15 protein-coding genes are annotated in these 15,947 nt (G+C 49.3%); 6 read left to right on the plus strand and 9 right to left on the minus strand.

Annotated elements, in window-relative coordinates:
• Positions 1 to 12: 12 nt before the first annotated feature.
• The 7 genes from NSQ22_RS18100 to NSQ22_RS18130 form a co-directional block, all read right to left on the minus strand.
• The gene (locus tag NSQ22_RS18100) at positions 13 to 648 is read right to left on the minus strand and encodes an FMN-dependent NADH-azoreductase (protein ID WP_008880764.1); all 636 of its coding nucleotides are present in this window, start codon (positions 646 to 648) and stop codon (positions 13 to 15) included.
• A gap of 181 nt (positions 649 to 829) precedes the next feature.
• On the minus strand, positions 830 to 979 hold the full coding sequence (locus tag NSQ22_RS18105; protein ID WP_008880765.1) for a hypothetical protein: 150 nt from the start codon (positions 977 to 979) through the stop codon (positions 830 to 832).
• Positions 980 to 1,243: 264 nt separating this feature from the next.
• Complete coding sequence (locus NSQ22_RS18110; RefSeq protein WP_008880766.1) at positions 1,244 to 2,626, minus strand: glycine--tRNA ligase; 1,383 nt, start codon at positions 2,624 to 2,626, stop codon at positions 1,244 to 1,246.
• A gap of 264 nt (positions 2,627 to 2,890) precedes the next feature.
• Positions 2,891 to 3,742: a glycosyltransferase family 2 protein gene (locus tag NSQ22_RS18115; protein ID WP_087960347.1), complete on the minus strand. Its 852-nt coding sequence runs from the start codon at positions 3,740 to 3,742 to the stop codon at positions 2,891 to 2,893.
• Between the two features lie 222 nt (positions 3,743 to 3,964).
• Positions 3,965 to 5,161: an MFS transporter gene (locus NSQ22_RS18120; RefSeq protein WP_008880768.1), complete on the minus strand. Its 1,197-nt coding sequence runs from the start codon at positions 5,159 to 5,161 to the stop codon at positions 3,965 to 3,967.
• A 330-nt stretch (positions 5,162 to 5,491) separates the two neighbouring features.
• The gene (locus NSQ22_RS18125) at positions 5,492 to 5,986 is read right to left on the minus strand and encodes a PTS glucose transporter subunit IIA (protein WP_008880769.1); all 495 of its coding nucleotides are present in this window, start codon (positions 5,984 to 5,986) and stop codon (positions 5,492 to 5,494) included.
• Between the two features lie 92 nt (positions 5,987 to 6,078).
• Positions 6,079 to 7,140 carry a tartrate dehydrogenase gene (locus NSQ22_RS18130; RefSeq protein WP_008880770.1) on the minus strand — a complete coding sequence of 354 codons (1,062 nt, stop codon included), beginning with the start codon at positions 7,138 to 7,140 and terminating at the stop codon, positions 6,079 to 6,081.
• A 145-nt stretch (positions 7,141 to 7,285) separates the two neighbouring features.
• On the opposite strand from NSQ22_RS18130, the gene NSQ22_RS18135 reads away from it, so the two are divergent.
• From NSQ22_RS18135 to pdxK, 3 genes are all read left to right on the plus strand, one after another.
• Positions 7,286 to 8,521, plus strand: a complete 1,236-nt coding sequence (locus tag NSQ22_RS18135; protein ID WP_008880771.1) for a PucR family transcriptional regulator — start codon at positions 7,286 to 7,288, stop codon at positions 8,519 to 8,521.
• A 117-nt stretch (positions 8,522 to 8,638) separates the two neighbouring features.
• Positions 8,639 to 9,772, plus strand: coding sequence for an alanine dehydrogenase (gene ald, locus NSQ22_RS18140; RefSeq protein WP_008880772.1), 1,134 nt, complete (start codon positions 8,639 to 8,641; stop codon positions 9,770 to 9,772).
• Positions 9,773 to 10,090: 318 nt separating this feature from the next.
• Positions 10,091 to 10,906 carry a pyridoxine/pyridoxal/pyridoxamine kinase gene (pdxK, locus tag NSQ22_RS18145; RefSeq protein ID WP_008880773.1) on the plus strand — a complete coding sequence of 272 codons (816 nt, stop codon included), beginning with the start codon at positions 10,091 to 10,093 and terminating at the stop codon, positions 10,904 to 10,906.
• 412 nt (positions 10,907 to 11,318) lie between these two features.
• Here pdxK and putP read toward each other — a convergent pair whose 3' ends face one another.
• Positions 11,319 to 12,776 (minus strand): sodium/proline symporter PutP, encoded by a 1,458-nt coding sequence (gene putP / locus NSQ22_RS18150; RefSeq protein ID WP_008880775.1) that lies wholly within the window; start codon positions 12,774 to 12,776, stop codon positions 11,319 to 11,321.
• 409 nt (positions 12,777 to 13,185) lie between these two features.
• Here putP and NSQ22_RS18155 point away from each other — a divergent pair, with 409 nt between their 5' ends.
• From NSQ22_RS18155 to NSQ22_RS18165, 3 genes are all read left to right on the plus strand, one after another.
• Positions 13,186 to 14,007: a basic amino acid ABC transporter substrate-binding protein gene (locus tag NSQ22_RS18155; protein WP_008880776.1), complete on the plus strand. Its 822-nt coding sequence runs from the start codon at positions 13,186 to 13,188 to the stop codon at positions 14,005 to 14,007.
• Positions 14,008 to 14,077: 70 nt separating this feature from the next.
• The gene (locus NSQ22_RS18160) at positions 14,078 to 14,734 is read left to right on the plus strand and encodes an amino acid ABC transporter permease (RefSeq protein WP_008880777.1); all 657 of its coding nucleotides are present in this window, start codon (positions 14,078 to 14,080) and stop codon (positions 14,732 to 14,734) included.
• On the plus strand, positions 14,731 to 15,453 hold the full coding sequence (locus tag NSQ22_RS18165; protein ID WP_011888433.1) for an amino acid ABC transporter ATP-binding protein: 723 nt from the start codon (positions 14,731 to 14,733) through the stop codon (positions 15,451 to 15,453). The genes NSQ22_RS18160 and NSQ22_RS18165 overlap by 4 nt, the downstream gene beginning before the upstream one ends.
• A 193-nt stretch (positions 15,454 to 15,646) precedes the next feature.
• Here NSQ22_RS18165 and qoxD read toward each other — a convergent pair whose 3' ends face one another.
• Complete coding sequence (gene qoxD / locus NSQ22_RS18170; RefSeq protein WP_087960348.1) at positions 15,647 to 15,946, minus strand: cytochrome aa3 quinol oxidase subunit IV; 300 nt, start codon at positions 15,944 to 15,946, stop codon at positions 15,647 to 15,649.
• Position 15,947: the final 1 nt, after the last annotated feature.

Consider the following 15,947-nt stretch of genomic DNA (forward strand, 5'->3'; position numbering starts at 1 on the left):
TGCCTGTCTCGATCAAAATGTATGAGCCAATTCTTTTGCCCGAGCAATGGCGTTCGCTTTAATTTCTTCCGCTTTTTCCGGCACGGCCGCATGTCCCTCGACAAACAGGCCTTCAAATGATGGTACGCCAAAAAATTGCATGATAATTTCTAAATAACGGTGTCCCATTTCCATTTGTGCTGCTGGGCCTTCCGAATAAAAGCCACCACGCGCCTGAATGTGGAGCGCTTTTTTATCGGTGAGCAACCCGATCGGTCCTTGTGCCGTGTATTTGAACGTTTTTCCAGCTACAGCCACCGCATCAATGTATGCTTTCAATACCGGTGGGAAGGAAAAGTTCCACATCGGCGTGACGAACACGTATTTATCAGCGGTGATGAATTGATCGCACAGCTCATTCATCCGTCCAACTTTCGTTTTTTCTTCGTCGGACAGCTGTTCAAACGACTGACCGGAGCGAAGCTTGCCCCAACCGCTGAACACATCGACATCGATTTCCGGAATATACTCTTTATATAAGTCAAGATGAATGACCTCATGGTCCGGATGCACTTGTTTATATGTCTCAATAAATGCCTTCCCGACCGCCATGCTGTATGATTGTGTATCGTCGTGAGGATGGGCGGTGATGTACAATACTTTCGCCATGATGCATACTCCCTTTCTTAATGGTCTCATCATTTTAGTGTTTACTGTTGTTGAACACAGCATGCACTTATCTCTAAATCAAATATCTCGAATACCAGGTAATTATATAAGGATGGTGGAAGCTTGGCAAGTCATTTGCTCAAAAAAAAATTGCCCTTGAGGCAATTTACATACGGATCAGCTATTCACCTTGTTCAACAGCAAATGGGTTGCCGCTAATTTGTTTTCGTATTTCGTCCGTGAGCGTAAACGGTTCGTTGTTCACCATATTTTCATCCGCGTCACCAGGATAATGACCACTACCATCGTAATAGATCGGTTTCCCTTCCATAGTGGTTCCCCCTCGATTCATGTAGGATACAGGAACTATTATGTATTTCTATTTTACCATTTATTCGATAAAATTTCGATGTTATTTTGAAATTTTTTCTATGAAATCAATTCCGTTTCCACACATCTTCCGATCACCCGCCTACTGGTTGGGCCAAAAAAAGAGGGCATCTCAAAAACAATGAGATACCCTTTCTCCATGACTGTATATGCGCATTGACAGATTCACCATTCTATATCTTTTGAGTCAACCCCGCCCATTTCATTAAAAGGCAATTTTTTTATCCAAAAAGGCTTTGAGCTCCCCAATCGGCAACCGCACTTGTTCCATCGTGTCACGGTCACGAACGGTTACTTGGCCATCTTGCTCGGACTCAAAGTCGTACGTGATACAAAACGGCGTGCCGATTTCATCTTGACGACGATACCGCTTGCCAATCGAACCTGTTTCATCGTAGTCGACCATGAAATGCTTCGCGAGTTCTTCATAAATTCGGCGCGCTCCGTCACCCAGCTTTTTCGATAACGGCAAGACAGCTGCTTTGTACGGCGCAAGCGCTGGATGCAAATGCATAACTGTCCGGGTCGTGCCGTCTTCGAGCTCTTCCTCGTCATAGGCGTCAATCATAAACGCGAGCGTGACACGGTCGGCACCGAGCGACGGCTCAATGCAGTACGGGATGTAGCGCTCATTCGTTTCTTGGTCAAGATAATGGAAATCCTCACCGGAGTGTTCCATATGCTGTTTTAAGTCGTAATCGGTGCGCGACGCAATGCCCCAGAGCTCGCCCCAGCCGAACGGGAACTGATACTCGATATCAGTCGTCGCATTACTATAGTGGGATAATTCTTCTTTCGTATGGTCGCGCAGGCGGATATGTTCTTCGTTCATGCCGAGCGACAACAGCCATTCCTTGCAAAATTGTTTCCAGTAGTCGAACCATTTCAGCTCTTCGCCCGGTTTGCAGAAAAACTCAAGCTCCATTTGTTCAAATTCACGTGTGCGGAACGTAAAGTTCCCTGGCGTAATTTCGTTGCGGAAGCTTTTTCCGATTTGCGCGATGCCAAACGGTAATTTTTTGCGCATCGTGCGCTGGACGTTTTTAAAGTTGACAAAAATACCTTGGGCCGTCTCCGGGCGCAAATAAATTTCGTTAGCGCTTGATTCGGTGACACCTTGGTATGTTTTGAACATTAGATTAAACTGACGCACGTTCGTAAAGTCACGACTGCCGCATTCTGGACAAGCGATGTCGTATTCACGGATAAGCTCTTCCATCTTGGCAAGCGGCAAACCGTCAACGACCATCTCAATTCCTTTTTCTTCAAGTGCCTGCTCAATCAGCTTGTCGGCGCGATGACGCGCTTTACACTGTTTGCAGTCGACCATCGGATCGTTGAAGTTGCCTAAATGGCCGGATGCTTCCCACGTTTTTGGGTTCATTAAAATGGCAGCGTCCAAACCGACATTGTATGGCGATTCTTGGACGAACTTTTTCCACCACGCCCGTTTAATGTTATTTTTCAGCTCGACACCGAGCGGACCGTAATCCCATGTGTTCGCCAGCCCACCGTAAATTTCCGACCCCGGAAACACGAAGCCGCGATGCTTGGCGTGGGCAACGATTTCTTCCATTGTTGCAGCCATGTCATCATCCTCCTCCATATTCGATTTCCAACAATCAAAAACGCCCTCGCCCCTAGGCTTACTGCCTAGGGACGAGAGCGTAGCTCCCGCGGTTCCACCCTAGTTGATGCGCCAATGGCACATCCACTTTTCCATGTTTCCGCTCCGGACTGCCGTTTCATTAACCGTCTTCACCGGGCTTCCACCGCCCCCGGCTCGCTTTAGAAGAGAGGGTTAACTACTATTGATCCGTCATCGCGATTCGTTATACGATTTTGTTCACTATCATAGCAAACCCAAAAAACTCCTGTCAATAGTTGCCCTCTTTTTTTGCGTCCAAAATCGCGACACCATCGGCTGACCGTCCCAGATGACTTCGCTTTCAGTTCGGCGACGCGCGACTTCCGGCTCGTCAAGCAACAGCCAAAAGTTTTTCACCGGCAAGTCGCCAAGCCCATGCTTCTCGCAAAGCCGCCGCAAGTAATGTCGCCGCTTGTCTCCCATTTGTCGCGACATATTGTCGCCGTCCGGGCTGAACGCATACAAAACAGTCGCCGCCGCGACACGAGTGACGCGACAAGCGGACGCGGCACGCAAAAAGAAGTCCCAATCCCAATAATGATGAACCGACACATCAAAGTAACCGATTTCGTCATGAAGCGCTTTCCGATACACACTTCCGGACGGGACGTACGTTGAGAACGTCCGCATCGCTTCCAAATCATACTCATAGGCAAATAAAAAGCGGGCCATCGGCAAGCGTTGGTCATTTTCTACCCGATATTGGACAATCTCCGCATCGGAATAAGCGAAATCCGCATGCTCGAGCGCCGCTACCATCCGCTCTAAGTGGCATGGTAAAAGCAAGTCATCGTCATCACAAAGCATAATGTATTCACCGCGCGCCGCTTGGACGCCTACGTTGCGAGCCATCACATGTCCTTCATTGCAACGGTCGATGAGTCGGATCTCAAGCTCTGGGTACAAAGCGACAACATCATGGACCGGGACGCCGCCATCATTGACCACAATCACTTCAAATGAACGATACGTCTGCCGGCTGAGTGACTCGAGCAACTCGGCTAACGGATAGGGACGATTGTACGTCGGGATGACGACCGATACGAACGAATCCACCGAAAATCCACCGCCTCTCTCCATGTTCCCAAACAAAAAGGGGCTTACCCTTAAGGTATCGCCCCTATTTTTTGGTTGTCAACTTAGAAGGTTGGTCATGTAAATGGAGAACGTGATGCAAAACATGCATCTTCTCAAATAGAGAAATCTTGCAAACGTTAACCTTTTCCCTCGTCCGAAGACCGCTGCACGATGGAAAAACCATCGTTTTTCTCCATCCTGTTAGACGAGTTCTTGCTGCTTCGTTTCTTTGCCAAGAACGGCGACCGCGAGGACAGCAACAAGGACCGACAGGCAGAACAACGTAAAAATCGCTGTCACTGACACGCCTTGAGTAACAAGGGAGCCGACCAACAGCGGCCCAAAAATGCCACCGATGCGGCCAAACGCCGCCGCCATACCGGCCCCGGTCGCACGGATTGACGTCGGGTATTGCTCCGGCGTGTAGGCGTACAGCGCCCCCCAGGCGCCAAGGTTGAAAAACGAGAGGAAGATGCCAGCTGCCATCAATCCAACAAGCGACTCGGCCGTACCGAAAAAGTAAGCACTCGCCGCTGTACCAAGCAAATAGGTGGTCAAAACAAACTTCCGCCCCGCCCGCTCGATCAGCCATGCGGCGCTGAAATAGCCAGGCAGTTGCGCCAAGGTCATGATGAGCACATATTCAAAGCTTTGGATTAAACTAAATCCCTTCATCACCATAACACTTGGCAGCCATAAAAACATGCCGTAGTACGAAAAGACGACACAAAACCAAAGGAGCCAAAGCATCGTCGTTTCCTTCCGATACGGAGCCGACCATACTTTCGCAATGTTGCTCCATACCGTTTCTTCTTTTTTTGTCGCTACAAACCGCGGTGAATCCGGCAATTGGAGGCGCAAATAAATGGCGTACAGCGCCGGTACGGCCGCCAACCATAACGCCACTCGCCAACCGTAAGTCGGAATGACAAAATACGAAATGAGCGCCGCCAGCAACCAGCCGCCGGCCCAAAAGCTTTCAAGCAGCACGACGACCCGGCCGCGGTCAGCCGCCGGCACCGCTTCGGAGACTAATGTCGAGGCAACCGGCAACTCACCGCCAAGCCCCATGCCAATCAAAAAACGAAGCACCAAAAATGCGGCCAACGTTGTCGTCAACGCTGACAGCCCGCTGCCGACCGAAAACAATAACAATGTGATAATAAAGACGTTTTTCCGGCCGATCCGGTCAGCCAGCAACCCGAACAAGAGCGCCCCGACCGCCATGCCGATCGAGTTGATACTGCCGATCCAGCCGACCTGCCCTGCATTTAAGTTCCAATCTTTTTGCAAGGCGGCCATCAAAAACGACAACATACCGACATCCATCGCATCAAACAGCCAGCCAAGGCCGGCGATACCTAACAGCTTGCGCTGGGAAATCGTCTGTTGATTCATGTATATCCTCCTGTCATTATTGATGTCAAGACAGAACCTATATCCATTATAGAAGCGGTTCAGCGCAAATTCAATCATATATTGATCATTTTCTCACAAAACGAACCGTCACATACAATGACCGCTCCCCTTCACTCACGCTTGGAAGTGAGGGTTTCTCGGTTCGAAATGATAAAAAAAAGCCGCCAAACAATTCCCCCTCGTTTGACAGCTTTGTAGATGCAAGCATATTTTAGCGTTCCCATTTCTCGATATCCATATGAAGATACCCGTGAGTGCCAATTCCAACCGGCTGGTTATCCTGATGTGAGGAAAACCGGGCGGTGAATGTTATTTCATTTTTACATGAAATAAGACGGTCTCCCCTTTTGTCGCCGAGCCTTCAGCCTTTTTCTCAAGGGTAGCAAGCGCGTCGCCGTTCGTAATGATGATCGGCGTAATGGCGCTTTTCGCCTTTTCACGAACGAGCGAGAAGTCAACAGAAAGGAGCCGCTCGCCTCGTTTCACCCGGTCGCCGGCCTGTACATGGGCGGTAAACCCTTCTCCGTTCATCGCCACCGTATCGATGCCGACATGAATAAGCAGCTCAACCCCTGCTTCCGAGCGCAAGCCAACGGCATGTTTCGTCGGAAAAAGCTGAATGACTTCGCCATCCACTGGAGCGACAACGTCCCCGTCCGTTGGATCAATGGCGATACCGTCGCCCATCATTTTTTGCGCAAACACCGGATCAGGCACGTCCTCAAGTGGCACGACCGTCCCACTCAGCGGCGCAACAATCGTTTCTTCCTCTGACTGTTTTTTGCCAAACCATTTTTTGAACAACGTATGTCATCCTTTCTTTGTCAGTTCTTCCGACAACAAGTATACCCGAATGGAAGGAAACTGCAAACCGCGCCGCTTGCTGCTCTGACGGGTCAAGCATGCTCGCGCAAGCGTCGGCAAATTTCCGCGGCTACTTCCTTCGTCGTCGCCGTGCCGCCGATATCCGGCGTTTTGACGCCGTCGGCCGTAACCTCCTCGACTACGTTTAACAACAGAGCGCCGAGTTCTTCTTCACCGAAATGGTCAAGCATTAATTTGGCCGTCCAAATTTGCCCGATCGGGTTGGCAATGCCTTTGCCGTAAATGTCGGGCGCTGAACCGTGCACGGGCTCAAACATTGACGGGTACTTGCCGTTGACGTTTATGTTCGCCGCCGGAGCGATGCCGATGCTTCCCATAATGGCGCCGCCGAGGTCAGTCAAAATGTCGCCGAACAAGTTGCTTGCGACAACAACGTCAAACATGTGTGGCCGTGTGACAAAAAAGGCCGCCAACGCGTCGATATGGTACGACGCGGTCGCGACATCCGGATAGTCGCGCTTGACGTCGGCGAACACTTCGTCCCAAAACGGCATCGTATGGAAAATACCGTTTGATTTCGTTGCGCTCGTCACATGCCTTTTCCGCTTTTGGGCCAGCTCGAACGCGTAGCGCATCGCCCGCTCCGTTCCTTTGCGGGTAAATACGGCGTTTTGGATGGCGATTTCATCTTCACCGCGATGAATGCGCCCACCGACTTCGCTATATTCACCTTCGCTGTTTTCACGGACGACGATGAAATCAAATTCGTGCGGCTCCGCAAGCGGGGAGGACAAGCCGCGGAAATATTTCGCCGGACGGATATTGATCACTTGTTCAAATTCGCGGCGGATTTTCAAGAGCAAGCCCCATAATGAAATATGATCGGGAACAAGCGCTGGATTGCCGACCGCTCCAAGAAAAATGGCATCAAAATTTCGCAAAATCGATAACCCGTCATCCGGCATCATTTTGCCGTGTTCAACATAGTAGTCACAGCTCCACGGAAATTCGGTGAACGAAAACGTCATCCCCCCATGGACATCGGCGACGGCCCGCAGCACATCCAACGCTGCTGGCACGACTTCCTTACCGATGCCGTCGCCCGGAATAACAGCGATTTCCCACTTTTTCACAACCATCTCCTCCTTGTCCACTCTCTCTTTGCCATTCATTCAACAAAAAGTGCACTCACTCCTCTTTCTTTGTAGAATGCATGAACAATCCTCATTTATGGTAAAATCAAACTAAAATCCTATGGACAATGCGAGGGAAACAAATATGTCTCATTACAATGACCCGTTCCGCGGCGAGTTTGACAGCCTTGAAGAGTTTGCCGACCGCGTCAGCGACGTGCTGCGATGTCCGGTGACCATCGAAGACGCGAACCATCGGCTCATCGCCTACAGCGCCCATGATGATTACACCGACCCGGCACGGACGGCGACAATCATCAGCCGACGCGTTCCAGAAAAAGTGATTAACAGCTTATGGAAACAAGGTGCCATTCCAGCGTTGCTGAAAAGCCGTGAACCGGTGCGCGTTCCACCAATTGAAGGTGTTGGCCTCGGCAGCCGCGTCGCCGTCTCCATTTGGAAAAACGATGAAGTGATCGGCTTTATCTGGGTGCTCGAAACGAACCGGACGCTCTCGCCTGAGGAGATGGAATGGCTGAAGCTGGCGGCCAAAGCGGCGAAAAATAAAGTGTTGCAACTGTATATGCGCAAAAACAAAAAAGAAGAACGAGTGCAAGAGCTGTTTTGGAAACTACTCACCAGTCATATCGCGACCGAAGATGAAATCCGTGCGCACCTTGCCGCGATGCAAATTACGGCAGCGCCGCAGTTTGCTGTCGTCGTCTTCCGTTTTGCGGCCGATTTGACCACCGAAATGGAACGGCAAATTTCCTACTTATTACAAACAACTCAGCAACTCCCGCTCCTTCTCTATACAACTGATAGACGTAACGTCATTTTGCTAGCAGCGCCGAAAACGGATCAGCCGCTAAAAGAACTGAACGAATTCATCGAGTCGTTTTCTGCGAAAATGAAAGAGCGATTTCACATTCATGATGTGCAAAGCGGATTCGGTGGCGTATACGAGTCATATCGTCTGATCGAAAAAAGCTACCGTGAAGCGCTCGCCGTACTAGCGCTGAAAGAAAAATTCGGCAATGAAATAAAGACGGTTTACGGCTACGCCCAGCTCGGCATTTACCAGTTTTTTGACTTTTTGCTTGAGAAAAAGCGGCAAGGGGAATGGGCCAACCCAGCTTTAGCCAAGCTGCACATATACGATAAAAAACATCATAGCGATTTAGTGAAAACGTTCGAAACATTCTTTGATCATAATGAAAACGTGCAAGAAACCGCCGACGCCCTCAACATTCACCCGAACACGCTTGCTTACCGGTTAAAAAGAATCGCTGACATTGCTGAGCTTGATCTCAATGATATGAATCAAAAAATCAAATTATATATCGATATTAAATTAGCGAAATATGAAGCGCACAGTTAATTTGTGAAAATCCACAAAAACTGTGTGCTTCTTTTCTCTTTTTTGAACAATGTCCGACCTGCTCCTTTTCTTTTATACTATAGGTGCAGCCACTTCTTACGAGGAGGAACGATATTGATGATTATTGGAGTACCAAAGGAAATCAAAAATAACGAAAACCGTGTCGCGATTACGCCAGCAGGCGTTTTGTCATTCGTTCAAGCAGGACATAAAGTGCTCATCGAAAAAGAGGCAGGAGTTGGAAGCGGTTTCAGCGACGACGATTACATCCGCGCTGGAGCGCAAATCATTGAACGTGCCGAAGACGTTTGGGCACAGGCTGATATGGTAATGAAGGTAAAAGAGCCGCTGCCAAGTGAATACGGCTATTTCCGTCCAGGTCTCATTTTGTTCACGTATTTGCATTTGGCGGCAGAGCCGGAATTGACTCGCGCCTTAAAAGAAAGCGGTGTCATCGCCATCGCTTATGAGACAGTGCAAGTCGGCCGCACGCTGCCGTTGTTGACGCCGATGAGTGAAGTCGCTGGACGGATGGCGGCGCAAATCGGGGCGCAATTCTTAGAAAAACCGTACGGAGGAAAAGGCATTTTGCTTAGCGGCGTTCCTGGCGTTGCCCGCGGTAAAGTAACGATCATCGGCGGTGGGGTCGTCGGTACGAACGCAGCAAAAGTCGCGGTCGGTCTTGGTGCAGACGTGACGATCATCGACTTGAACGCTGACCGTCTCCGTGAGCTCGACGACATTTTCGGCCACCAAATTACAACGCTCATGTCCAACCCGATGAACATCGCTGAAGCAGTTGCTGAAGCTGACCTTGTCATCGGTGCGGTTCTCATCCCAGGCGCACGGGCACCGAAACTCGTCACGGAAGATATGGTAAAAGCAATGAAACCGGGTTCGGTCATTGTCGATGTCGCCATCGACCAAGGCGGTATCGTTGAAACGAGCGACCACGTCACGACACATGACAACCCGACCTACGTCAAACACGGTGTCGTCCACTATGCAGTCGCTAACATGCCGGGTGCCGTCCCGCGCACTTCGACGATCGCCTTGACGAACGTCACGATCCCATACGCTTTACAAATCGCTAATAAAGGCGTTATCCAAGCCATTGCTGACAACCCGGCGCTCGAGCTTGGCCTCAACGTCGCCAACGGCGAAATCACGTACGAAGCGGTTGCCCGCGACCTCGGTTACCGCTACGTACCGGCCCGCGAAGCGCTCGGCAAAACGTTGGCGGCCAACTAAACGCTAACGAATGCGGCCGGCAAAGCGCGTTGTCGGCCGCATGTTCATCGCTGCCCATTCACTGCCATAAATTGCCGTCCCATACGGACGGCTTTTTTTATTTGTTCGTCATGCAAAATCGTTTTCTTCCATCAAGACAGGCGTTGTATAATGATAATGCTTGGGAAAGAAGGACGTTTTGTGAACTGTCTAGAAAAACAGATTGTTTCGCGGCGCGTTCGCTTGTTCTCGAGATCTTTTCTGCCGATGTGGAACGACTGTTTTATCCTTGAGACAGATTCATGATATGATTTTCATTAAAAAGGAGAGTGAATCACGATGACGATGCCCAAAGCATTAACGATCGCCGGCTCAGACAGCAGTGGCGGCGCTGGACTGCAAGCGGATATAAAAACCTTTCAAGAGCTTGGCGTGTATGGAATGACGGCGATTACGACAATCGTCGCCATGGATCCGCACAATCGTTGGGCGCATCAAGTGTTTCCTGTTGACTTGGCAACGATCGAAGCTCAGCTTGAGACGATCATCGTCGGTGTCGGCGTTGACGCCTTAAAAACAGGGATGTTACCGACGACTGACATCATTGAGTTGGCCGCACGAACGATTGAAAAACACGGCTTAACAAACGCCGTCATCGACCCAGTCATGGTGTGCAAAGGGGCGGACGAGCCGCTTCACCCAGAAAATACAGTGTGCTACCGTGAAACGCTCGTGCCAAAAGCGACGGTTGTGACGCCGAATTTGTTTGAGGCAGCTCAATTATCCGGTCTGCCGCGCATTGAAACGGTGGAAGATATGAAAGAGGCAGCCGGGCGCATTCATGAGCTCGGCGCGCAATATGTCATCGTCAAAGGTGGACGGAAAATCCCGCATGACTACGCAGTCGATGTCCTCTATGACGGCAAAACGTTCGAGCTGCTTGAATCAGAACGAATTGAAACGACGTATACACATGGAGCCGGCTGTACGTTCTCGGCGGCCATCGCTGCCGAACTGGCAAAAGGCCGCCCGGTCAAAGACGCCATTGCGACCGCCAAGGCGTTCATCACCGCTGCCATTCGCCATTCATTCCCATTAAACGAATACGTAGGACCGACACACCACGGCGCTTACCGCCGCTATATGGAACAATAGACAAGGCTTCAGCCTTGTCTTTTTTTATCAAGCAGCAGGTGGCCGCATCGGGACATCTAACTGCCGTCTCGCCGTCAAAAACAGATTTCATGATGAGGTTTCCATGTGCAGGAGCGAAAAAAGGAGGCGCAATGATATCGAAAAGGTCTAGGATAAGGGATTCCTTCCACCTAAGCATGAAAATGGCGTGCGCATTTTCAGAAAAAAAGGGCGGTCGCGACATAGCGCAACCGCCACACCGACTTGTACTCGGATGGGGACGGGACGACATCATGCCGCGACAAACGCCCGCATCCGGACTAGAATCGGGTGACATGGTGTCGCGACAACACCTGTACTTGAGTCGGGACATACAAAATATCTCATTGATAACAGGGTGTCCCTACGACAAAGGACACCCTGTTTGTCTTGCTTATGACAGCGACTGTTTAAACCGGTCAAATTGCTCGGCCACTTTCCCTTCCGGTGCCTTCGTCAGCAAGCTCACCACGACAATGGCAAGCAAGCTTGCGGCAAATCCCGGGATCATTTCATACAGCAGCCCTTTTAAGTAGTCTGATTGCGTCCAGAGGATGACTGTCATCGCTCCGGCGACCATGCCGGCGAACGCTCCCCATTTCGTCATTCGCCGCCAAAACAAGCTTAGCAAAATAACTGGACCAAATGACGCGCCAAACCCAGCCCACGCATAGCCGACCAAGTTTAAAATGGTGTCGTTTTTCGTGTATGCCAACGCGGTCGCGACAATGGCGACAACGAGCACCGACAGGCGGCCGACAAGGACAAGCTCCTTGTCTGAAGCCGAGCGGCGGAACAGCACTTTATACAAATCTTCAGTCAGCGAGCTGGACGTGACAAGCAGCTGTGAGGAAATCGTGCTCATGATCGCTGCCAAAATCGCCGCCAGCAAAAATCCCGTGATGATTGGATGGAACAAAATTTCACCAAGTTGGATAAACACCGTTTCCGGGTCATCGAGCTTCATGCCGCGTTGCGAAAAGTAAGCGATTCCAAAAAGACCTGTCAGCATCGCCCCAACGATTGAAAAAATCATCCAGCCCATGCCAATGCGACGGGCGCTTTTCATTTCTTTGACCGATTTAATGGCCATAAAACGGACGATAATGTGCGGTTGGCCAAAATAACCAAGCCCCCAGGCGAATAATGAAATAATCCCGAGAAAACTCGTTCCTTTCCACAGATCTAACAAAGCTGGATCAATATCGCGAATCGTCTCGATCGTATCAACCGGCCCACCTGTGTGAAACAGTGTCACAGCCGGGACAAGAATGAGAGCGATAAACATGATGGTCCCTTGTACAAAGTCCGTCCAGCTGACCGCCAAAAAGCCGCCGAACAACGTATAAGCAACGACAACACCGCCGACGATCCATAACCCCGTATGGTAGCTGACCCCAAACGAGTTCTCAAACAACACACCACCTGAGACAAGACCGGATGAAACGTAAAACGTGAAAAAGATCATAATGACAATCCCAGACACCATCCGCAACAATTTCGTCGTATCGCTGAAGCGATTTTCTAAAAATTCCGGAATCGTAATCGAGTCGTTCGCTACTTCTGTATAAACACGCAGCCGCGGCGCAACATACAGCCAGTTCGCATAAGCGCCTAGCGTCAGCCCGATGGCAATCCAAGCGGCGCTCACCCCGTCAAGATACATCGCTCCTGGCAACCCCATCAACAGCCAGCCACTCATATCGGAAGCCCCAGCGCTCAACGCGGTGACCGCTGGTCCGAGCGTCCGACCGCCGAGCACATAATCGGACAAATTGGACGTCCGTTTATACGCCCAATAACCGATCCAAAGCATGCCAACTAAATAAACAATGACGGAAAATAAAACCATGAAGGCTCTCCTTCCTTTGCTGTCTTGTCATCACTTTCATCATAACGAAATCGATAGTATTTACACAATAGTATTTATTTTTTTCCATATCGCTATAGTAAACGAATTCACAAAACCTTTGCCAATCCCTATCCCTTTCTGCTATAATATTTTGTAAATTCAAATAAATCATTTGTACTTTTCTCTATTACAAAAACTATTTCATAAAAATGCATGTAAAATTATATTCCCCATATAAATTCCAGTTAATGCAGAGAAAAACATTGGAAAAATGCGCATTTTCCCTTTTTGTAACCAAGTACCAAAATGTTCAAACAATTATTTTTATAAAACCTATTGCATAATCACAAAAATATTGATAGTATGATAATCGTTCATCGACAATGATTCCAAAGGGGGATTTTCTAGGATGTTAAGATTGAAGAAAGGATTCATCGTGGCTGTCGTTGCTGCGTTGTTTATGGCGCTCGCCGCTTGCGGCAAGTCGACAGAAACAACCTCTTCGTCAGGCAGTGAGAAAGAAACGAAACAAAAAATCACTGTCGGAACAGACGCTGCGTTTGCTCCGTTTGAGTATATGGAAAAAGGGAAAGTCGTTGGTTTTGATGCTGACCTTCTCGATGCGGTCATGAAAGAAGCCGGCTTGGACTATGAGTTGAAAAACATCGGCTGGGATCCGCTGTTCGCTTCGCTGCAAAGCAAAGAAATCGACATGGGCATTTCCGGTATTACTATCACGGATAAGCGGAAACAATCGTATGATTTCTCAGCTCCGTACTTTGAAGCAACCCAAGTGATCTTAGTGAAAGAAGGCAGCCCAGTGAAAAACGCCCTCGACTTAAAAGGGAAAACGATCGGTGTCCAAAACGCGACCACTGGTCAAGAAGCTGCTGAAAAGCTGTTTGGCAAAGGTGAGCATATTAAAAAGTTCGAAACAAGTGTTGTTGCCATTATGGAGATGTTAAACGGCGGTGTTGATGCCGTGATCACAGATAACGCAGTAGCGAACGAATATGTGAAAAACAATCCGGACAAAAAATTGCAAGTCATTGAAGATCCGGACAACTTCACTTCGGAATATTACGGTATCATCTTCCCGAAAGATAGCGACTTGAAAGCAAAAGTGGATGAAGCGTTAAAGAACATCATTGAAAACGGTAAATATACAGAAGTTTACAAAAAATGGTTTGGCATAGAACCGAATATTGAAAATTTAAAGCAACAACAATAAGCGCACGAACAAAGGAAAATGCGTAACTGCTAGCAAGTTACGCATTTTTCTTAAGAGAAAGGTGAGATTGATGGATTTTCGTTTTGATATTATTGTTGAATACGCTCCTTACTTTTGGAAAGGGCTGCTCGTAACGATCGGCGTATCATTAGCCGGCATCGTGTTCGGCCTCATCCTCGGCCTGTTCATCGGCCTTGGGAAAATGTCCAGGCACCCACTCATCCGCCTGCCGTTCACATGGTACATTAACTTTTTCCGCGGCACGCCACTTGTCGTGCAAATTTTGCTCGTCCATTTTGGTGCCATGCCGCTTTTGCTTGCAGAACCGAACGCCCTCGTTTCCTTAGTCGTCTCACTGTCACTGAACTCCGCCGCCTATGTCGCGGAAATTTTCCGCGCCGGTATCCAATCCATCGACAAAGGGCAAATGGAAGCGGCTCGCTCGCTTGGGATGACGCACGCGCAAGCGATGCGATACATTATTTTGCCGCAGGCGTTAAAGCGGATGATTCCGCCGTTTGCGAACGAGTTTATCGTCTTGATTAAAGATTCGTCGCTCGGGATGATTATCGCCGCCCCGGAAATTATGTACTGGGGAAAAGCGGCCGCTGGTGAGTATTACCGCGTCTGGGAGCCGTATTTAACCGTTGCATTTATCTATTTAATTTTGACGCTCTCCTTAAGCAAACTGTCACATTATCTTGAAAGGAAGTATTCGACCCAATGATCGATGTACGCCAATTAAAAAAATCGTTCGGTTCACTCCAAGTGTTAAAAGGAATCGACGCGCATATTCACGAAGGGGAAGTTGTCGTCGTCATCGGCCCATCGGGATCGGGGAAATCGACGTTTTTGCGTTGTTTAAACTTGCTTGAGGATTTCGATGAAGGTGAGATTATCATTGACGGCATCAATTTGAAGGCGAAAGACACCAATTTAAATAAAGTGCGCGAGGAAGTCGGCATGGTGTTTCAACGATTTAACTTGTTCCCTCACATGACGGTGCTCAACAACATTACACTCGCGCCGATGAAAGTGCGCAAATGGCCGCGTGAAAAAGCGGAAGCAAAAGCGATGGAACTGCTCGCCAAAGTCGGTTTGCAAGACAAAGCCAATGTCTATCCGGATTCCCTCTCCGGTGGGCAGGCGCAGCGCGTTGCCATCGCCCGGGCATTGGCCATGGAACCGAAAATCATGCTCTTTGACGAACCGACATCAGCCCTTGACCCAGAAATGGTCGGCGAAGTGCTTTCCGTCATGAAGCAGCTCGCCAATGAGGGGATGACGATGGTCATTGTCACCCATGAGATGGGCTTTGCCCGCGAGGTCGGTGACCGCGTCTTATTTATGGACGGCGGCTACATCGTCGAAGAAGGAAAACCGGGAGACTTGTTCGACCGCCCGCAGCACGAGCGGACAAAAGCGTTTTTGTCAAAAGTATTGTAAAAGGCGTCTTGCCATTTGGGGCAAGACGCCTTTTCTATGGTGAAATTTCTCCCTTTCACACCGCCTTCCTGGAAGGTTAAGCAAAAATGATTGTTTCTCCCTTTTGGGGCGGTTTTTGAGGCTAAGGTTTGCAAATTTTTTTAAGCTGGCCGCATTGACGATGACACCACCGGGTCTCTAGGCCAATCTTGCTTTACAATACAAATTGCATGACCCAAACCGAACCGGCCACAACAACGACAGCGATGAAAAAGCTGTACACCATGTTGAACGTTTGCACTTTGCCGCTGTCGCTTTCCGCTACGTGCATGAACATAAATAGTTGCAAGCTTGCTTGAATCATCGCAAACAAAACCATGACGACGATGACTGCCTTAAGCGGCAGCCCGGACGAGAGCGCCACCCACAGTGCCGCAAACGTTAAGAGGAGCGAAAGAACAAAACCGATCAGATGTTTCCATGGAAATGATTCATGATGGCCGTTCGTACCCATG

It is taken from the genome of Geobacillus sp. FSL K6-3411 (assembly GCF_037965715.1).
Lineage (GTDB): Bacteria > Bacillota > Bacilli > Bacillales > Anoxybacillaceae > Geobacillus > Geobacillus thermodenitrificans.